Origin of the sequence: Bradyrhizobium sp. CCGE-LA001 (assembly GCF_000296215.2) — a bacterium.
Lineage (GTDB): Bacteria > Pseudomonadota > Alphaproteobacteria > Rhizobiales > Xanthobacteraceae > Bradyrhizobium.
Genome location: NZ_CP013949.1, coordinates 4,817,207 through 4,832,944, shown reverse-complemented (window position 1 = coordinate 4,832,944; position 15,738 = coordinate 4,817,207). Strand labels below are relative to the sequence as shown.

Annotated in this window: 14 protein-coding genes; 10 read left to right on the top strand and 4 right to left on the bottom strand. The window is 64.3% G+C overall.

The window, feature by feature from the left end; translation table 11 throughout:
• Nucleotides 1-126 precede the first annotated feature (126 nt).
• Nucleotides 127-1,134: an alpha/beta fold hydrolase gene (locus tag BCCGELA001_RS22495; RefSeq protein ID WP_060737781.1), complete on the bottom strand. Its 1,008-nt coding sequence runs from the start codon at nucleotides 1,132-1,134 to the stop codon at nucleotides 127-129.
• Between the two features lie 139 nt (nucleotides 1,135-1,273).
• Nucleotides 1,274-1,972 (bottom strand): ArsR family transcriptional regulator, encoded by a 699-nt coding sequence (locus BCCGELA001_RS22490; protein ID WP_060736354.1) that lies wholly within the window; start codon nucleotides 1,970-1,972, stop codon nucleotides 1,274-1,276.
• A 148-nt stretch (nucleotides 1,973-2,120) separates the two neighbouring features.
• Here BCCGELA001_RS22490 and BCCGELA001_RS22485 point away from each other — a divergent pair, with 148 nt between their 5' ends.
• The 3 genes from BCCGELA001_RS22485 (at nucleotide 2,121) to BCCGELA001_RS22475 (ending at nucleotide 3,698) form a co-directional block, all read left to right on the top strand.
• Nucleotides 2,121-2,429, top strand: a complete 309-nt coding sequence (locus tag BCCGELA001_RS22485) for an NIPSNAP family protein (RefSeq protein WP_060736353.1) — start codon at nucleotides 2,121-2,123, stop codon at nucleotides 2,427-2,429.
• A 30-nt stretch (nucleotides 2,430-2,459) separates the two neighbouring features.
• Nucleotides 2,460-2,810: an antibiotic biosynthesis monooxygenase family protein gene (locus BCCGELA001_RS22480; protein WP_008549112.1), complete on the top strand. Its 351-nt coding sequence runs from the start codon at nucleotides 2,460-2,462 to the stop codon at nucleotides 2,808-2,810.
• 78 nt (nucleotides 2,811-2,888) lie between these two features.
• On the top strand, nucleotides 2,889-3,698 hold the full coding sequence (locus BCCGELA001_RS22475; protein ID WP_008549110.1) for an isocitrate lyase/PEP mutase family protein: 810 nt from the start codon (nucleotides 2,889-2,891) through the stop codon (nucleotides 3,696-3,698).
• A gap of 157 nt (nucleotides 3,699-3,855) precedes the next feature.
• On the opposite strand, the gene BCCGELA001_RS22470 is transcribed toward BCCGELA001_RS22475, so the two are convergent.
• Nucleotides 3,856-4,278 carry a hypothetical protein gene (locus BCCGELA001_RS22470; protein ID WP_008549108.1) on the bottom strand — a complete coding sequence of 141 codons (423 nt, stop codon included), beginning with the start codon at nucleotides 4,276-4,278 and terminating at the stop codon, nucleotides 3,856-3,858.
• A gap of 168 nt (nucleotides 4,279-4,446) precedes the next feature.
• Between BCCGELA001_RS22470 and BCCGELA001_RS22465 the strand changes: the two genes are divergently transcribed.
• Nucleotides 4,447-5,091 carry a trimeric intracellular cation channel family protein gene (locus BCCGELA001_RS22465; RefSeq protein ID WP_060737780.1) on the top strand — a complete coding sequence of 215 codons (645 nt, stop codon included), beginning with the start codon at nucleotides 4,447-4,449 and terminating at the stop codon, nucleotides 5,089-5,091.
• Nucleotides 5,092-5,147: 56 nt separating this feature from the next.
• Here BCCGELA001_RS22465 and BCCGELA001_RS22460 read toward each other — a convergent pair whose 3' ends face one another.
• Nucleotides 5,148-6,386 carry a c-type cytochrome gene (locus BCCGELA001_RS22460; protein ID WP_060737779.1) on the bottom strand — a complete coding sequence of 413 codons (1,239 nt, stop codon included), beginning with the start codon at nucleotides 6,384-6,386 and terminating at the stop codon, nucleotides 5,148-5,150.
• Nucleotides 6,387-6,667: 281 nt separating this feature from the next.
• Between BCCGELA001_RS22460 and BCCGELA001_RS22455 the strand changes: the two genes are divergently transcribed.
• From BCCGELA001_RS22455 to BCCGELA001_RS22430, 6 genes are all read left to right on the top strand, one after another.
• Complete coding sequence (locus tag BCCGELA001_RS22455) at nucleotides 6,668-10,159, top strand: indolepyruvate ferredoxin oxidoreductase family protein (protein WP_060736352.1); 3,492 nt, start codon at nucleotides 6,668-6,670, stop codon at nucleotides 10,157-10,159.
• 865 nt (nucleotides 10,160-11,024) lie between these two features.
• Entirely contained in the window at nucleotides 11,025-12,182 is a 1,158-nt protein-coding gene (locus tag BCCGELA001_RS22450; protein WP_060736351.1) for a thiolase domain-containing protein, read from the top strand.
• Nucleotides 12,182-12,571, top strand: a complete 390-nt coding sequence (locus BCCGELA001_RS22445) for a Zn-ribbon domain-containing OB-fold protein (protein ID WP_008549088.1) — start codon at nucleotides 12,182-12,184, stop codon at nucleotides 12,569-12,571. Before BCCGELA001_RS22450 ends, BCCGELA001_RS22445 begins: the two co-directional genes overlap by 1 nt.
• Nucleotides 12,572-12,772: 201 nt before the next feature.
• The gene (locus tag BCCGELA001_RS22440) at nucleotides 12,773-13,633 is read left to right on the top strand and encodes a MaoC/PaaZ C-terminal domain-containing protein (RefSeq protein WP_060736350.1); all 861 of its coding nucleotides are present in this window, start codon (nucleotides 12,773-12,775) and stop codon (nucleotides 13,631-13,633) included.
• A gap of 165 nt (nucleotides 13,634-13,798) precedes the next feature.
• The gene (locus BCCGELA001_RS22435; protein WP_008549079.1) at nucleotides 13,799-14,677 is read left to right on the top strand and encodes an SDR family oxidoreductase; all 879 of its coding nucleotides are present in this window, start codon (nucleotides 13,799-13,801) and stop codon (nucleotides 14,675-14,677) included.
• A gap of 103 nt (nucleotides 14,678-14,780) precedes the next feature.
• Complete coding sequence (locus BCCGELA001_RS22430) at nucleotides 14,781-15,734, top strand: dihydrodipicolinate synthase family protein (protein ID WP_008549076.1); 954 nt, start codon at nucleotides 14,781-14,783, stop codon at nucleotides 15,732-15,734.
• Nucleotides 15,735-15,738: the final 4 nt, after the last annotated feature.

Sequence of the window (15,738 nt, the reverse complement as noted above, 5' to 3'; positions counted from 1 at the left end):
AGATACGATTCGACACGTTAAAATTGGAGAAACGCGCCGACACGTCGCGATCCAAACCTGCCAATCATGACCTGAATGCGGCATGAATGGTCCCCGCATCCTGCCTCCGACGACACGCAAGTGTCTCTAGCGGCCGAGAAAGTTCAGCACCAGCTCCCTGTACTTCGCGGGCGCCTCGAGGAAGACGAGGTGCCCAGTGTCCGGAATCACCTCAGCCTTCGCATTGGGCATCCTGGCAGCGAGCGTCTTCGCGAGCTCTGCGTTCTGCCCCATTTTGGCGCGCAGAGCCTCCGGCGCGAGGGGCCGGCCCGGCGCGTTGTGGTCGTCGGCGCCCATCACGAACAGGGTTGGTACCGTGATGAGCGGGATTTCGTGCGCCACCGGCTCGCGATAGATCATCTGGCCGGAGCTGACGAAGGCGCGCAGCCAGCGCGGATAATCGGGACTGCCCTTGATGTTGAAACGGGCATCGATGAACGGCGTGATCGCCTCGGCCGGCAGCTTGATCGCATAATTGGTCTGGAGCTGCTTGCGATAGCCCTCGGCCGTGAGCTTGTCCTCGGTCTCGATCATCTTGTCCGTCGGCGTCGGCGGCACATAGAGACGGTAGTCCTCCAGCCCGATCGGGGCGGTCAGCACCAGATGGGCGACGCGGTCGGGATAGGCGCGGGCGATGCGCACGCCGAGCATGCCGCCGAGCGAATGGGCGACGATCTCGGCCTTCTCGATCTTGAGGTGATCGAGCAGCGCCATGGTGTTGCGCGACAGATTGTCGAAATGGAGGTCGCCGGCCGGCTTGGACGATTTGCCGAACCCGATCTGGTCCGGCACCACGACGCGATAACCCGCATCGCTCAGCATCCTGATCACGGGTGCCCAATAGCTCGATGGGAAATTACGCCCGTGCAGCAGCACGACGGTGCGGCCGTTCGGCTGCGCGGGCGCCACGTCCATATAGGCCATGCTGAGCTGCTCGCCGTCGTTGACGAGCGGCATCAGGTGCACGGGATAGGGATAGGCAAAACCTTCGAGCGCGATGCCGTAGGGTTCGCGCGGCGCAGCGTCGGTCGCGTGGGATGCGAGGGGGATGCTCAGGAGGGCCGCAGCGAGTGCGGCCGGAAGAATGCGGATCATGCAGGTCTCCGTCATGCCCGGGCTTGTCCCGGGCATCCACGTGCCAGCCGCAATAAAGACGTGGATGGCCGGGTCAAGCCCGGCCATGACGGCAGCGAGAGTTCACACGCGATTGTGTGATCTCATGCGGCTTGCGTGATCAATCCTTGCCCTCGCCAAACAGCGCGGCGAACTGCTTCTCGCCGGTGCGGGTGAAATTCACCACGCGGCTGCCGGGCGTGGCGTCGCGCGCAGCCCATTTGAGCTCGGCAAAGCGCTGCATCATGGCAGCGCCCAGCGTGCCGGCGAGATGATGGCGCCGCTCGCTCCAGTCGAGACAGGCCTTGCACACCGGCCGGCGCGGATGGGCGAGCATGCCGGGCGAGATCTGCAAATGTTTGGCGAGGAAGCGCTCGCCCTCGGCCGTGAGCTCGATCTCCTGCTTCTTCTGCCTGATCAGTTGCCGTGCGCGCATGGTGTCGAGCATCTGCACGCCGAGATCGCCGGCGAGATGGTCGTAGCAGATCCGCGCGCGCCGCAGCGCCGGATCCTTCGGCCCCGTGCGCACGCGCATGTGCCCGGTCCGCGCGGCAAGCCCCGCCAAGCCCTCGAGCACGCCGGCGACGTCGTCGTCTGTGAGGCGGTAATAGCGATGGCGGCCCTGCTTCTCCGGCTCGACGAGGCCGCCGGCTTCGAGCTTCGACAGATGCGAGCTCGCGGTCTGCGGCGTAATGCCGGCCTCCTGCGCAAGTTCGCTCGCAGTCAGCGCGCGACCGTTCATCAGCGCGGTGAGCATGTTGGCGCGGGCGGGATCGCCGACCAGCGAAGCGACCATGGCGATATCAGGACCTGATTTCATGCTTCGATCGTAGCCGAAGCATCGTGGTCGGGCAAGCGCGTAACGTGTCTCTGCAAACACGTCATTGCGAGCGCAGCGAAGCAAGCCGGTGCTTCCGCGGCGACGGCGTCGCTTTGCTCGCGGCAACGGCCAAAATCAGGAGCCCAACTTGTCTGTCACCGTCTTCATCCGCTATCAGCTCGATCCGTTCAAGCGCGCGCAGTTCGAGGAATATTCGAAGCGCTGGCTCACCATCATCCCGAGATGTGGCGGCGAATTGATCGGCTACTTCATGCCGCATGAGGGCACCAACAACATCGCCTTCGGCTTGATTTCGTTCGAGAGCCTGGCGGCGTACGAGTCCTATCGCAAGCGGCTGCGCGCTGATCTCGACGGCACGGCGAACTTCAACTTCGCGGAGGCCGAGAAATTCATCCTCGCGGAAGAGCGCACCTTCCTGCGCAAGGTGGTATTGTAGGCCACGACATCATTAGCAGGAGCCGCCCCCATGATCGCCGTGATCTTCGAAGTCTGGCCGAAGCCGGAGCACCGCCAGGACTATTTTGACCTCGCGGCCGACCTGAAACCGCTCCTGCAGACCATCGACGGCTTCATCTCGGTCGAGCGCTTCGAGAGCCTGACGGAGAAGGGCAAGATCCTGTCGGTGTCGTTCTGGCGGGACGAGGCGGCGGTCGAGGCCTGGCGCAACACGATGGAACATCGACGAACCCAGGCCAAGGGCAGGGCGAAGATCTTTGCCGATTATCATCTGCGGATTGCCAGCGTCATCCGCGACTACGGCATGACTGATCGCGAGCAGGCGCCGCGGGACAGCCGAGCGGTGCACGACGCCGGCTAGCGCCGTCATGTGCTGGCGCGCTCTGGCGCTGCCGGCCCGGCACGCCTATGTCTTCGCGACCAATAAGGGGAGAGAAACATGCACGTCACGACCGCGGACAAGCGCGCGACATTCAGGAAGCTGCATGAGAGCGGCTGCTTCATCCTGCCCAATCCTGTCGATGTCGGCAGCGCGAAGGCGTTGCAGCATCTCGGCTTCAAGGCCATTGCGTCATCGAGCGCGGGCTTTGCCTGGACCATCGGCAAGGCCGACAACCGCGTCGGGGTGGAAGAAGTCTGTCAGCATCTGGCAGCATTGAGCTCGGCGGTCGACATCCCCGTGAACGCGGATTTCGAGGGCGGCTTTGCCGTGGAGCCGGACAAGGTCGCCGACAATGTTGAGCGCTGCGTGCGCACCGGTGTTGCCGGCCTGTCGATCGAGGACTCCACCGGCGACAAGGTCAATCCGCTCTACGATCACGCGCTCGCGGTCGAGCGGATCAAGGCCTCGCGCAAGGCGATCGGCGACAGCGGTACGCTGCTGGTCGGGCGCTGCGAGGCTTATCTGTGGGGCGTCACCGATCTCAAGCTTGTCATTGACCGGCTCAGCGCCTACGCGGACGCCGGCGCCGACTGCCTCTATGCGCCGGGTCTGAAGAGTCGCGAGGACATCGCGGCGGTGGTGAAGGCGGTGCATCCGAAGCCATTCAATCTCCTGATCGGCGGCTCCGGCCTGTCGCTGCAGGAAGCCGAAGATCTCGGCGTGCGCCGGATCAGCGTCGGCGGCTCGCTCGCCCGCGCAGCCTGGGGCGGCTTCATGCGCGCAGCAAAGGAGATGGCGGAGCAGGGGACCTTCACCGAACTCGGCAACGGCTATTCCGGTGGCGAGCTCAACAAGATGTTCAGCTAGAGCGTTTTCGAGCGAAGTGGATACCGGTTCGCGTGAAGAGAACGCGTCAAATGAGAATCTAGAGCTTCGGTTCTGATTCAATGAGAACCGATATTGCTCCAGCCAACGAAAAGCGGCGGGATCTGCATCCCGCCGCTCTCTCGCTTTCCATACTGTATTACTTCGCGCCCTCAGACGGCGTCGGCGTATCCGGCGCCGGCTTTGCAGCAGGCGTATCGGGAGCCGGCGCAGCCGGCCTGCTCGGCGCCGCACCCGTGGTCACGCCCGGCTCGGTGTTGCCGCGCGGCGTCACGTCGCGCATGCCGGGAGGTGTCGCCGGATTGGTCGTCTGCGCGGTCTGCGAGGCCGGCGTGTTGCTGGCCTGGTTGGTCGTGCTGGTATTGTTCAGGCCATAGAACACGGCACCCAGCACCAGCGCGATCGCAACGGCGAATAGCGCAACTCTGCCGCTGGAGGCGGGGCCTTCGCCGAGCTCGGGATCAGCCTGAAGGTTGGCATCGTCCCGGCGCGCCGCGCGAAGATACTCATCGTCGGCGAGGTTCGGGCGGTACGGATCGTTGGGAAAACGGTCGTCAGCCATCGATTGGTCTCCTCGGGTTATGACGTCGGGACAACCCGTGGATGCGAGATTCTGTTCCGGGCTCCCCTATGCTTTCGTCTCATGTTGCCCTCGCCCCGGGAATCGGGAACCTGTCGGAGGAGGGAACCGAGTGTGAGTTCCAATGGCAGCGACGAAGGGAACAAGCCGATGTGGAGCCTGCCGCCGACGGATAGCGTGCTGCATCTTCTGGGGTACGTCGCCATCACGGCGGAAGGCATGACCGCGGCGCTGGCCGCCGGCCGGCGCAGTATGGACTATGTCGGCGTCTGCCTGCTCGCTTGCGTGACGTCGCTTGGCGGCGGCACGCTGCGCGACCTGTTTCTCGGTCATTATCCGCTGGTGTGGGTGGCCAATCCGATCTATCTCGCGCTGCCGGGCGGGGCAGCGCTGCTGACGATCCTGATCGCGCGGCTGGTGCATCGCTTGCACCTCGCCTTCATCGTGCTCGATGCCATCGGCCTCGTCGTCTTCACCATGATCGGCTGTGACGTTGCCTGGCAGATGGATGCTTCGCTGCCGATCGTGATCGTCTCCGGCATGGTGACTGGCTGCGCCGGTGGCGTGTTGCGCGACGTGCTCTGCAACGACGTGCCGCTGCTGTTTCGCTCCGAACTCTATGCCAGCGTCTCCGTGGTGACGGGCCTGTTCTACGCGACCGCCTTCGGCCTCAATCTTAACGCCGAGCTCTGGACGGCCCTGACCTTCGTGCTCGGCCTCAGCTTCCGCCTGCTCGCAGTCCGCTACAAATGGGAGATGCCGAAATTCGTGTTCACGGGGGATGAGCCGAAGTGAGCGCTGTTGCGCGCGAATAGCGAACTGCGAATAGCGAATAGCAAATGGACCATTCGCTACTCGCTACTCCCCAATCCCTCCTTTCTCGCCTTTGCCACCTGCGCCGGCGTCACCAACGGGCTCGCATTGCCCCAGGAATTGCGGATGTAGTTCGTCACCGCCGCGATCTCGTCGTCGGACAATTGCTTGGCATAGGCGGGCATCTCGCCGGTGTTGGGCGCGCGCGGTGTCGTCACCGTGTGGGCGCCGTCGAGGATGATCCGCAAGGTGGAGGACGGATTGATCGATTGCAGCAGCGCGTTGCCGGGCAGCGGCGGATAGATCCGGGGTGCGCCCGTGCCGTCGGCTTCATGGCAGGCGACGCAGAGCTTGGCGTAGACCGCCTGGCCCGCCTTCATCTCGGCATCATCGGGTGGAGTTACGATCGTCTCGCGCCGCGCCGGCGGCAGGCTCTTCAGGTAGACCGCGATCGCGCGCACATCCGCATCGCTCATTTTCGAGGTCGAGTTGACGACCACCTCCGCCATCGGCCCGCCGGCGTGGCTCCTGGCGTTGCGCCCGCTTTGCAGATATTCGACGATGTCTGCAGGGCTCCACGATTTCAGCCCGGTGCGGGCGGCACCATCGAGCCTTGGTGCGTACCAGCCGCCGACCTCGTTGCCCGACAGCGCCTGCGCCAGCCTGTCCGCGCCAAAGTAGTTCTTCGGCGTATGGCAGGCGCCGCAATGACCGAGCCCGGTCACGAGATACCCGCCTCTGTTCCACGCGGCGCTCTGGCTCTGGTCCGGCTCGAACAGGCCGGGCTTGAAATACAGATAGTTCCAGATCCGCATCAGGCCGCGATAGCCGAACGGCCAACGCAGTTCCGGCGGCTTGTTGCGGCTGGTGACAGGCGCCAGCGTCGCCAGATAGGCTCGGATCGCCAGCGTGTCGTCCTTCGTCATCCGCGTGAAATATGGATAGGGAAACGCCGGGTAATAGTTGGAGCCGTCGGGTGCGAGGCCATAGCGCAAGGCGCGCGTGAAATCGGCATCCGCCCAGGCGCCGATCCCGGTGTCGCGGTCCGGGGTCAGGTTCGGCGCATAGATCACGCCGAACGGCGTGTCGATGCGCTTGCCGCCCGCGAACGGCTTTGCCGGATCGGCGGTGTGGCAGCCCGCGCAGTCGCCCGCTTCGACCAGCGCCTTGCCATAGGCGATCAGCTCCGGCGATGGCGCGGCGGCGCTGGCCGCGCTTCCGACCGCACTGCACAACGCCAAACCCACGAGAGCCAACCCAGCCAGAATCGTCCGCATCGAAAGCCTCTCCTGCGACCAATCGACCTGACCCGCGTGATCGGAGCGTCGATTCATTTCGCGACGGCCGGGGTATCGTGACACAAATTGAAAATGCGTAGGCTGTTTCTGGCCACGAAATTGCGATTTTTACCCGGCGCTCCCTTTGGTCCAGAATTGTGATGCGGAGCGCGAAATATCCGACATAGAGTGGCGAAGACGGTCGGCGCGCCCTAGCTAAAAACAACGGGCAGGCAACGGCTTAAGGCAAGACCTGAACAGGGCGTTGGAAAGAGGACAGCATGGGCATCAACCAGGGTCCGATCAGTCTCGATCAGAAATACACCCAGGAAACCGGACACGTCTTCACCACGGGCATCCAGGCTCTGGTCCGTCTGCCCATGGCCCAGATCCGGCGTGACCGCGCCAATGGCCTCAACACCGCGGGCTTCATCTCCGGCTATCGCGGCTCGCCGCTCGGCGGCTACGACCAGCAGCTCTTCGCCGCCCGCAAGCACCTCGAACAGTACAACATCAAGTTCCAGCCCGGCGTGAACGAGGATCTGGCCGCGACCGCGGTCTGGGGCTCGCAGCAGCTCAACCTTTCGCCCGGTGCCAAATATGATGGCGTCGTCGGCATCTGGTACGGCAAGGGCCCCGGCGTCGACCGCTGCGGCGACGTGTTCCGTCACGGCAATGCCGCGGGCTCGGCCAAGAACGGCGGCGTGCTCTGCCTTGCCGGCGACGATCACGGCGCGAAATCCTCCACGGTGCCGCATCAGTCCGACCACGCCTTCATGTCGGCGCTGATGCCTTATCTCTACCCGTCCAGCATCCACGAGATGATCGAGATGGGCCTGCTCGGCATCGCGATGTCGCGCTATTCCGGCTGCTGGGTCGGCATGAAGGTGATCACGGAGACGGTGGAGACCACCGCCGAGATCGATCTCACCGACGAGATGAAGCCCTTCATCATTCCCGCCGATTTCGAGCTGCCGCCCGGCGGCCTCAATCTGCGCTGGCCCGACGACCGCTTCGAGCAGGACCGACGCCTGCAGGACTACAAAGGCTTTGCCGCCATCGCCTTTGCGCGCGCCAACAAGGTCAATCGCGTCACCATGGATTCGCCGAACGCCCGCTTCGGCATTATGGCCTCCGGCAAGAGCTATGAGGATGTCCGTCAGGCGCTGCGCGAACTCGGCATCACCGAGGAGGTCGCCGCCAAGATCGGCCTTCGCCTCTACAAGATCGGCATGCCCTGGCCGCTGGAGCCGGAAGGCGTGCATGAATTCGCTGTCGGCCTGGAGGAGATCTTCATCGTCGAGGAGCGCCGCGAGATCGTCGAGAACCAGGTCAAGCAGGTGCTGTTCAACTGGCGCGACGACGTCCGCCCGCGCATCGTCGGCAAGATGGACGAGCACGACAAGCGCTTCCTCACCTTCGCCGCCGAGCTCAGCGTCGCCTCGCTCGCGACCTCGCTCACCGAGCGCCTGCTTCGACTTAATCTCAACCCTGAAATTGCGGAGATGCTCCGCGTCAAGGCCGACTGGTTCAACGGCCGCCAGGCGACCCAGATGCAGGCGGTCGCGCCTGTCTCCCGCACCCCTTATTTCTGCTCCGGCTGCCCCCACAACACCTCCACGAAGGTCCCCGAAGGCAGCCGCGCGCTCGCCGGCATCGGCTGTCACTTCATGGCGCTGTGGATGGATCGCTCGACCGAGACGTTCACGCATATGGGCGGCGAGGGTGTGCCCTGGGTCGGTATCGCGCCCTTCACCAACGAGAACCACATCTTCGCCAATCTCGGCGACGGTACCTATTTCCACTCCGGCATTCTCGCCATCCGTCAGGCGGTGGCCTCCAAGGCCAACATCACCTACAAGATCCTCTACAACGACGCCGTCGCCATGACCGGCGGCCAGCGTCATGACGGCGATCTCTCGCCGCAGCAGATCACCCATCAGCTCCACGCCGAAGGCATCCGCGAGATCTATCTGGTCTCCGAAGCGCCCGACGCCTATCCGGCCGAGACCATCGCGCCCGGCGTGAAGCTCTATCACCGCGACGAGTTGCAGAACGTCATGAAGATGTGCCGCGAGTTCAAGGGCACCTCGGCGATCGTGTTCGTGCAGACCTGCGCGGCCGAGAAGCGCCGCCGCCGCAAGCGCGGCCTGATGGAGGACCCGGCACGCCGAGTCATGATCAACCCGGCGGTCTGCGAAGGCTGCGGCGACTGCTCGGTGCAGTCGAACTGCATCTCGGTCGAGCCGCTGGAGACCGAGTTCGGCCGCAAGCGCGCCATCAACCAGTCCTCCTGCAACAAGGACTATTCGTGCCTCAAGGGCTTCTGCCCGTCCTTCGTCACCGTGGACGGCGGCAAGCCGCGCCACCGCGCGCCGGCAGAACTCGCAGACATTGGCACGCTGCCGGAGCCGGCGACACGTCCGACGCTCGACAAGCCCTACAACATCGCCGTCGGCGGCGTCGGCGGTACCGGCGTTCTCACCATCGGCGCGCTGCTCGGCATGGCCGCACACATCGAGGGCAAGGCCTCGATGATCCTAGACATGTCGGGCCTGGCGCAAAAGGGCGGGGCGGTGCTCAGCCATGTCCGCCTGTCCGATCATCCGGCGGAAGTGACCTGCTCGCGCATCGTCACCGGCACGGCCGATCTCGTGCTCGCCGCCGATGAGGTCGTCGCAGTCGCCAAGGATACGATCACGCTTTGCGATAGCAGCCGCACCCGCGGCATCATCAACAGCCACGTCATTCCGACCGCCGACTTCGTGCTCAACCGGGACTTCAACTTCCAGACCCGCAAGCTGAACGGGCTCCTGGAAACGGCGCTGCACAAGGACTCCGTGTTCTTCGACTTCACCAAGCCGGCCGAGCAACTGCTGGGCGACTCCATCGCCACCAACATGATGATGATGGGCTATGCCTATCAGAAGGGCTTGTTCCCGCTGTCGGCGGAAGCAATCGAGCAGGCGATCGAGGTCAACGGCGTCTCGATCAAGATGAACAAGGAAGCCTTCCGCCTCGGCCGCCTTGCCGTCGCCGATCCCAAGCGTCTCGCGGACATGCTGAAGGGAACGGATGAGGTGGTTGCGCCGAAGACGCTCGACGCCATGACGCTCGACGAGGTTATCGAGCACCGCGCCAAGCACCTGACAGCCTACCAGAACAACCGCCTCGCCAAGCGTTATCGCAAGCTGGTCGACCAGGTCCGCGATGCCGCAGCGAAGGGCGGCTATGGCGAGGCGCTGCCGCGCGCTGTCGCGGTGAACTATGCCAAGCTGCTGGCCTATAAGGACGAGTACGAAGTCGCGCGCCTCTACAGCGACGGCGCCTTCGAACAGCAGCTGCGCGATCAGTTCGAGGGCGACTTCAAGTTCAACTTCAACCTGGCCCCGCCGATTTTGGCACGCGGCGTTGATGCCTTGGGCCGACCGAAGAAGCGCGCCTTCGGCCCGTGGATGCTGAGCGTCTTCCGCGTGCTGGCGAAGTTCAAATTCCTGCGCGGCACCCCGTTCGACATCTTCGGCCGCAGCGCCGACCGCAAGCTCGAGCGCGACCTGATCGCCGGCTACGAGAAGGACGTCGCCACCGTGCTCGGCCTGCTGTCGCCGGTCACGCTCGACACCGCAGTGGAATTGCTGTCGCTCCCCGACCGCATCCGCGGCTACGGCCCGGTGAAGGAGAAGGCGGTGCACGACGCCAAGGCCCGCTACGCCCAACTCGCCGCCGACCTCGCCAACCCGCCGCCCGCGCCGCGGCAGATCGCAGCGGAGTAGGGGGACTCGTAGGGCGGATTAGCGAAGCGTAATCCGCCACGTCTATTGCCGCGAGATCAAATGCGGCGGATTACGCCTTCGGCTAATCCGCCCTACGACACCATCCCTTGCGTTGCCCGCCCGGCAAAACACCCACGCCGTGGGTCAATCCGGGCTCGCGAAAATATTCCACTTTACCGAAATTCGGAATCGTCGTATTCGTCCGCCACCTCATCCCAGTCGGAGGGGCGTATCGCGATCGTCACGAACGCGGGGTGAGCGGCGGTGGACGCGGGCTGCGTCGCGCGGGCGATTGTCTCGTGCACGACGGGCGCGGTCTCGCGTACGGCAAAATCGTGTGGTCCTGACGCCCGGGGTCTGTGCGTCAAGTCTTGCGGTCACTCGCAAGGCGACGGGGGCAATAGTGCATCGCTCCCCGGGGAGAGCGCGACATAAGCCGTAAAGCCACTGCGCAGGGAAGGCCGGATGTTTGGCCGCACCTGTATGCCGCTGTGCAACTGTTCTTCGCGCAATTCGCGCACAGCGGACCGTGGGTGCCCAGCCGGCACCCGGTCTTCCCTGCGCCCTCTGTTCCTGAGGGAGGCAAGACGGACGCAAAGCTCGGGCAGGAATTGCCGCGAGGATGCGAAGCTGTGTCTGCGCGTTGGAGGCCGTAGGATGGGTAGAGCACTTGCGAAACCCATCCTATTTCAGCATGCGAACGGGAGTTGATGGGTTTCGCTTCGCTCTACCCATCCTACGAGAGCATCTTCACTTGCGCCGACCCGCTGCCCTCTCGCGCGACGGAATATTTCCGCGCTTGCCAATCAGGCCCTCGCGGTTCAGAAAAACGGGGCCATAAGAAACGCGAGCGGAGACCTCTGTTTTGACCATCAAGGGCAAGGCCTACATTGCCGGGATCTACGAACACCCGACCCGGCATGCGCCGGACAAATCCACCGCCCAGCTCCACGCCGAGGTCGCCAAGGGTGCGATCGAGGACGCCGGGATCAGCAAGGACGATGTCGACGGCTATTTCTGCGCGGGCGATGCGCCCGGCGGTGCCTGGCCGATGGTCGATTATCTCGGCCTGAACACCAAAAAGCTCCGCCACGTCGATTCCACCGAGACCGGCGGCTGTTCCTACATCATTCATCTCGGCCATGCGGCTGAAGCGATCGCCGCGGGCAAATGCTCAATCGCTCTGATTACGCTCGCGGGCAAGCCGCGCACCGGCGTGATGCCGCCGCGCGCGGCCGGTGCCGAGGCGGATTTCGAATCCGCCTACGGGGCGACCACACACAATGCTTATGGCATGTGTGCCATGCGCCATATGCACGACTATGGCACCACCAGCGAGCAACTCGCCTGGATCAAGGTCGCGGCCTCGCATCACGCGCAATACAATCCGCATGCGATGCTCAAGGACGTCGTCACCGTCGAGGACGTGCTGAATTCGCCGATGATCTCCGATCCGCTGCATCGCATGGATTGCTGCGTCGTCTCCGACGGCGGCGGCGCGCTGATCGTGACGACGCCCGAGATCGCCAAGAGCCTGAAGAAGCCGCTGGTCAAGTTGATCGGCCATGGCGAGGCGATGAAGGGCCCGCGCGGTGGCAAGGATCTCGATCTCACTTACTCCGCGGGCGTCTGGTCCGGCCCGCGTGCGTTCGAAGAAGCCGGCATCACGCCGAAGGACATCAAATACGCCTCGATCTATGACAGCTTCACCATCACGGTGCTGATGCAGCTGGAAGACCTTGGCTTCTGCAAGAAGGGCGAGGGCGGCAAGTTCGTCGCCGACGGCAATCTGATCTCGGGCGTCGGCAAGCTGCCGTTCAACACCGATGGCGGCGGCCTGTGTAGCAACCATCCCGTCAACCGCGGCGGCATGACCAAGATCATCGAGGCCGTCCGGCAGCTGCGCGGCGAGGCGCATCCGAAGGTGCAGGTCAAGAATTGCGATCTCGCCATCGCCCACGGCACCGGCGGCCTTTTGGGAGTTCGCCACGCTGCCTCGACCGCCATTCTGGAGCGCGTGTGATGAGCGAAGCAAAGAAATACCCGGCACCGGTCACCAATCCGGAAACTGCTCAGTTCTGGGACGCCGCCAAGCAGGACAAGTTCATGATCAAGCGCTGCACCGCCTGCGGCGAAGCGCATTACTTCCCGCGTTCGATCTGCCCGTTCTGCTACTCCGACAAGACGGTGTGGGAGGAAGCGTCGGGCGAGGGCACGATCTATACGTGGAGCCTGATGCGGAAGTCGCCCACCGGCCCTTACGCCATCGGCTACGTCACGCTGAAGGAGGGGCCGTCGGTGCAGACCAATTTCGTCGACTGCGATCTGGAGAAACTGAAGATCGGCCAGAAGGTGAAGGTGGTGTTCAAGCCGACCGACGGCGCCCCGCTGCCGTTCTTCACGCCGGTGTAGTTGCTTCTTCCTTCTCCCCTTGTGGGAGAAGGTGGCGCGAAGCGCCGGATGAGGGGTGTCGCTCCACACTAAGACTGTTGCTGCGGAGCCAACCCCTCACCCCAACGAGTTTGCCGCACGGCTCTCGCAGCCCTCTCCCGCAAGGGGAGAGGGCACTTCGACTGGCAGCGGCGCGAAAGAATCCCGGAGAGGAAACCAGAAATGTCCGCCAGATACGAAGAGCTCAAAGGCCTGAAAAACATCGGCCAGAAATATGCCTACACCGACCGCGAGGTGATGCTCTACGCCTATGGCATCGGCCTCGGCGCCGATCCCATGGACGAGAACGAGCTCGCCTTCGTCAACGAGGGCACGTTCACGCCGCGCCCGCTCAAGGTGGTGCCGACCTTCGCGTCCGTCGCCGCCTGGGGCTCGGGTCCGGGCGAGATGAACCTCAACCGCGTCATGGTGGTCGACGGCGAGCGCGACATCACGTTCCACCAGCCGTTCCCGGTGGCCGCGCACATCACGGCCGACTCCTCCGTGCTTGAGGTCTACGACAAGGGCAAGGACAAGGGCGCCGTCATCGTTCACCAGACCGTGCTGAAGAACGAGAAGGGCGAGAAGCTGGCAACGCTGGTCGCCTCGCGCTTTGCCCGCGGCGACGGCGGCTTCGGCGGACCGAACCTGACGCAGCCCGACCCGCACAAGATCCCCTCGCGCGCGCCCGACAAGACCATCGACATCACGACGCGCCCCGACCAGGCGCTGGTTTATCGCCTCTGCGGCGACCGCAATCCGCTGCACTCCGATCCCGAGTTCGCCAAGAAGGCCGGCTTCCCGCGCCCGATCCTGCACGGCATGTGCACCTACGGCATCACCTGCCGCGGCGTGCTGCAGAGCTATGCCGACTACGACGCCTCTGCCTTCCGCCAGCACGTCGCAAGGTTCTCGTCACCGGTCTATCCCGGCGAGACCGTGACCATGGACCTGTGGAAGGACGGCAACGTGATCTCGTTCGAGGCCAAGGTGAAATCGCGCGGCGTCACCGTGATCAAGAACGGCAAGACGGTGTTGGGTTAGCTGCTCTCGTGCCCCGGACGCAGCGCAGCGCTCCTTCAGCGATGCGCTGCAGAGCCGGGGCCTAGAGTGCCCGACCAGAGCTGGGTCCCGGCTCTGCGACGCAGCGTTTCACGCTGCATCGCGTCCGGGACACGAGAGAACAAAAACAAACAGGGAGACGCCACCATGGGACTACTCGACGGCAAGGTCGCGCTGATCACCGGCGCGGGCGGGGGGCTCGGTGAGGCCTACGCAAAGCTGTTTGCGCGGGAAGGGGCCTCTGTCGTCGTCAACGATCTCGGTGGTCCCCGCGACGGCTCCGGCGCCGACAAGTCCATGGCGCAGCAGGTTGTGGACGCGATCACGGCGGAGGGCGGCAAGGCGGTCGCCAATGGCGCGGACATCTCCACCATGGAAGGCGGCCAGTCGGTGTTCGACGACGCCATCAAGCACTTCGGCCGCGCCGACATCCTCGTCAACAATGCCGGCATTCTCCGCGACCAGACCTTCGCAAAAGCCTCCGAGGCCGACTGGGACAAGGTCATCAAGGTGCACCTGAAAGGCACCTTTTGTTGCACCCTGCCGGTGTTTCGCTGGATGCGGGAAAACGGCGGCGGCGTCATCGTCAACACCTCGTCGACGTCGGGGCTGATTGGCAATTTCGGCCAGACCAATTACGGCGCGGCCAAGGGCGGCATCTGGGGCCTGTCCAACGTGCTGGCGATCGAGGGCCGCAAGTACAACATCCGGATATGGACGCTGGCGCCAGGCGCCCTGACCCGCATGACCGCAGACCTGCCCCGCTATAAGGAGAACCCGGGGGCGGCGCTGGGGCCGGACGGCATCGCGCCGGCCGTGCTATACATGGTCAGCGATTTGTCGGGCGACCAGACCGGCAAGGTGCTGGGCGTGTCCGGGCCCCGCGGCGTGCGCGAGATGCGGATGATGGAAATGGAAGGCTGGAAACCGCCGCATTCGGGCTGGAACGCCCAGGACATCGTCGAGCACGCCAAGGAGATCTTCTTCTCCGAGGAGCAGATCAAGATGGGGGCGCGGCGGTTTTGATTCACTGTCGTTCTGGGGCACGCGAAGCGTGAACCCGGAACCTCGATTCCGGGTTCGGCTCTGCGAGCCGCCCCGGAATGACGAACAAAGGGATAAGGGACTTATGAAACTCACCGCCGACGCCAAGGGCACCTTCGCAATCGCGCCGACGCCGTTCCACGACGATGGCCGGATCGACGAGCGCTCGATCGACCGCCTGACCGATTTCTACGAGGAGGTCGGCTGCGACGGTGTTACGGTGCTGGGCATCCTCGGCGAGGCGCCGAAGCTCGATGCCGCCGAGGCCGAGCAGGTGGCGGTGCGCTACGTCAAGCGCGCCAAGAAGATGCAGGTGATCGTCGGCGTCTCCGCGCCGGGCTTTGCCACCATGCGCTCGCTGGCCAGGGCCTCGATGGACGCAGGCGCCGCCGGCGTGATGATCGCGCCGCCGCCGTCACTTCGCACCGACGACCAGATCGTCGGTTATTTCAAGCAGGCGGCCGAGGCCATCGGGCCCGACATTCCCTGGGTGCTGCAGGACTATCCACTGACCTTGTCGGTGATCTTCACTCCCGCCGTGATCCGCAAGATCGTCATGGACAATCCGAACTGTGTGATGCTCAAGCACGAGGATTGGCCGGGTCTGGAAAAGATCTCGACGCTGCGCGGCTTCCAGAAGGACGGCTCGCTCCGTCCGCTCTCGATCCTGTGCGGCAATGGCGGCACGTTCCTGGATTTCGAGATGGAGCGCGGCGCCGACGGTGCCATGACGGGCTATGCCTTCCCGGAGCTTCTGATCGACGTCGTGAACCTCTCCAAGGCCGGCAAGCGCGACGCCGCGCATGACATCTTCGACGCGCATCTGCCGCTGATCCGCTACGAGCAACAGCCCGGCGTCGGCCTGACCGTGCGCAAATACGTGCTGCAGAAACGCGGCATCATCGCCTCCAGCGCCCAGCGCAAGCCCGGTGCGACGATGACCGCGGCGGCAAAGGCCGAGGTCGATTATCTCCTCTCGCGCGTCGCCCGTTTCGACAAGCGCGCCAATCTCGGCCCGCAATCCAGCGCCGCAGGATAATCTA

What these genes read in the sequence shown, in the direction of transcription:
- BCCGELA001_RS22455 (WP_060736352.1), top strand. Translation starts at nt 6,668, where the DNA reads ATGGGCATCAACCAGGGTCCGATCAGTCTCGATCAGAAATACACCCAG.
- BCCGELA001_RS22465 (WP_060737780.1), top strand. Translation starts at nt 4,447, where the DNA reads ATGTGGAGCCTGCCGCCGACGGATAGCGTGCTGCATCTTCTGGGGTAC.
- BCCGELA001_RS22445 (WP_008549088.1), top strand. Translation starts at nt 12,182, where the DNA reads ATGAGCGAAGCAAAGAAATACCCGGCACCGGTCACCAATCCGGAAACT.
- BCCGELA001_RS22480 (WP_008549112.1), top strand. Translation starts at nt 2,460, where the DNA reads ATGATCGCCGTGATCTTCGAAGTCTGGCCGAAGCCGGAGCACCGCCAG.
- BCCGELA001_RS22460 (WP_060737779.1), bottom strand. Translation starts at nt 6,386, where the DNA reads ATGCGGACGATTCTGGCTGGGTTGGCTCTCGTGGGTTTGGCGTTGTGC.
- BCCGELA001_RS22430 (WP_008549076.1), top strand. Translation starts at nt 14,781, where the DNA reads ATGAAACTCACCGCCGACGCCAAGGGCACCTTCGCAATCGCGCCGACG.
- BCCGELA001_RS22490 (WP_060736354.1), bottom strand. Translation starts at nt 1,972, where the DNA reads ATGAAATCAGGTCCTGATATCGCCATGGTCGCTTCGCTGGTCGGCGAT.
- BCCGELA001_RS22495 (WP_060737781.1), bottom strand. Translation starts at nt 1,134, where the DNA reads ATGATCCGCATTCTTCCGGCCGCACTCGCTGCGGCCCTCCTGAGCATC.
- BCCGELA001_RS22435 (WP_008549079.1), top strand. Translation starts at nt 13,799, where the DNA reads ATGGGACTACTCGACGGCAAGGTCGCGCTGATCACCGGCGCGGGCGGG.
- BCCGELA001_RS22440 (WP_060736350.1), top strand. Translation starts at nt 12,773, where the DNA reads ATGTCCGCCAGATACGAAGAGCTCAAAGGCCTGAAAAACATCGGCCAG.
- BCCGELA001_RS22470 (WP_008549108.1), bottom strand. Translation starts at nt 4,278, where the DNA reads ATGGCTGACGACCGTTTTCCCAACGATCCGTACCGCCCGAACCTCGCC.
- BCCGELA001_RS22475 (WP_008549110.1), top strand. Translation starts at nt 2,889, where the DNA reads ATGCACGTCACGACCGCGGACAAGCGCGCGACATTCAGGAAGCTGCAT.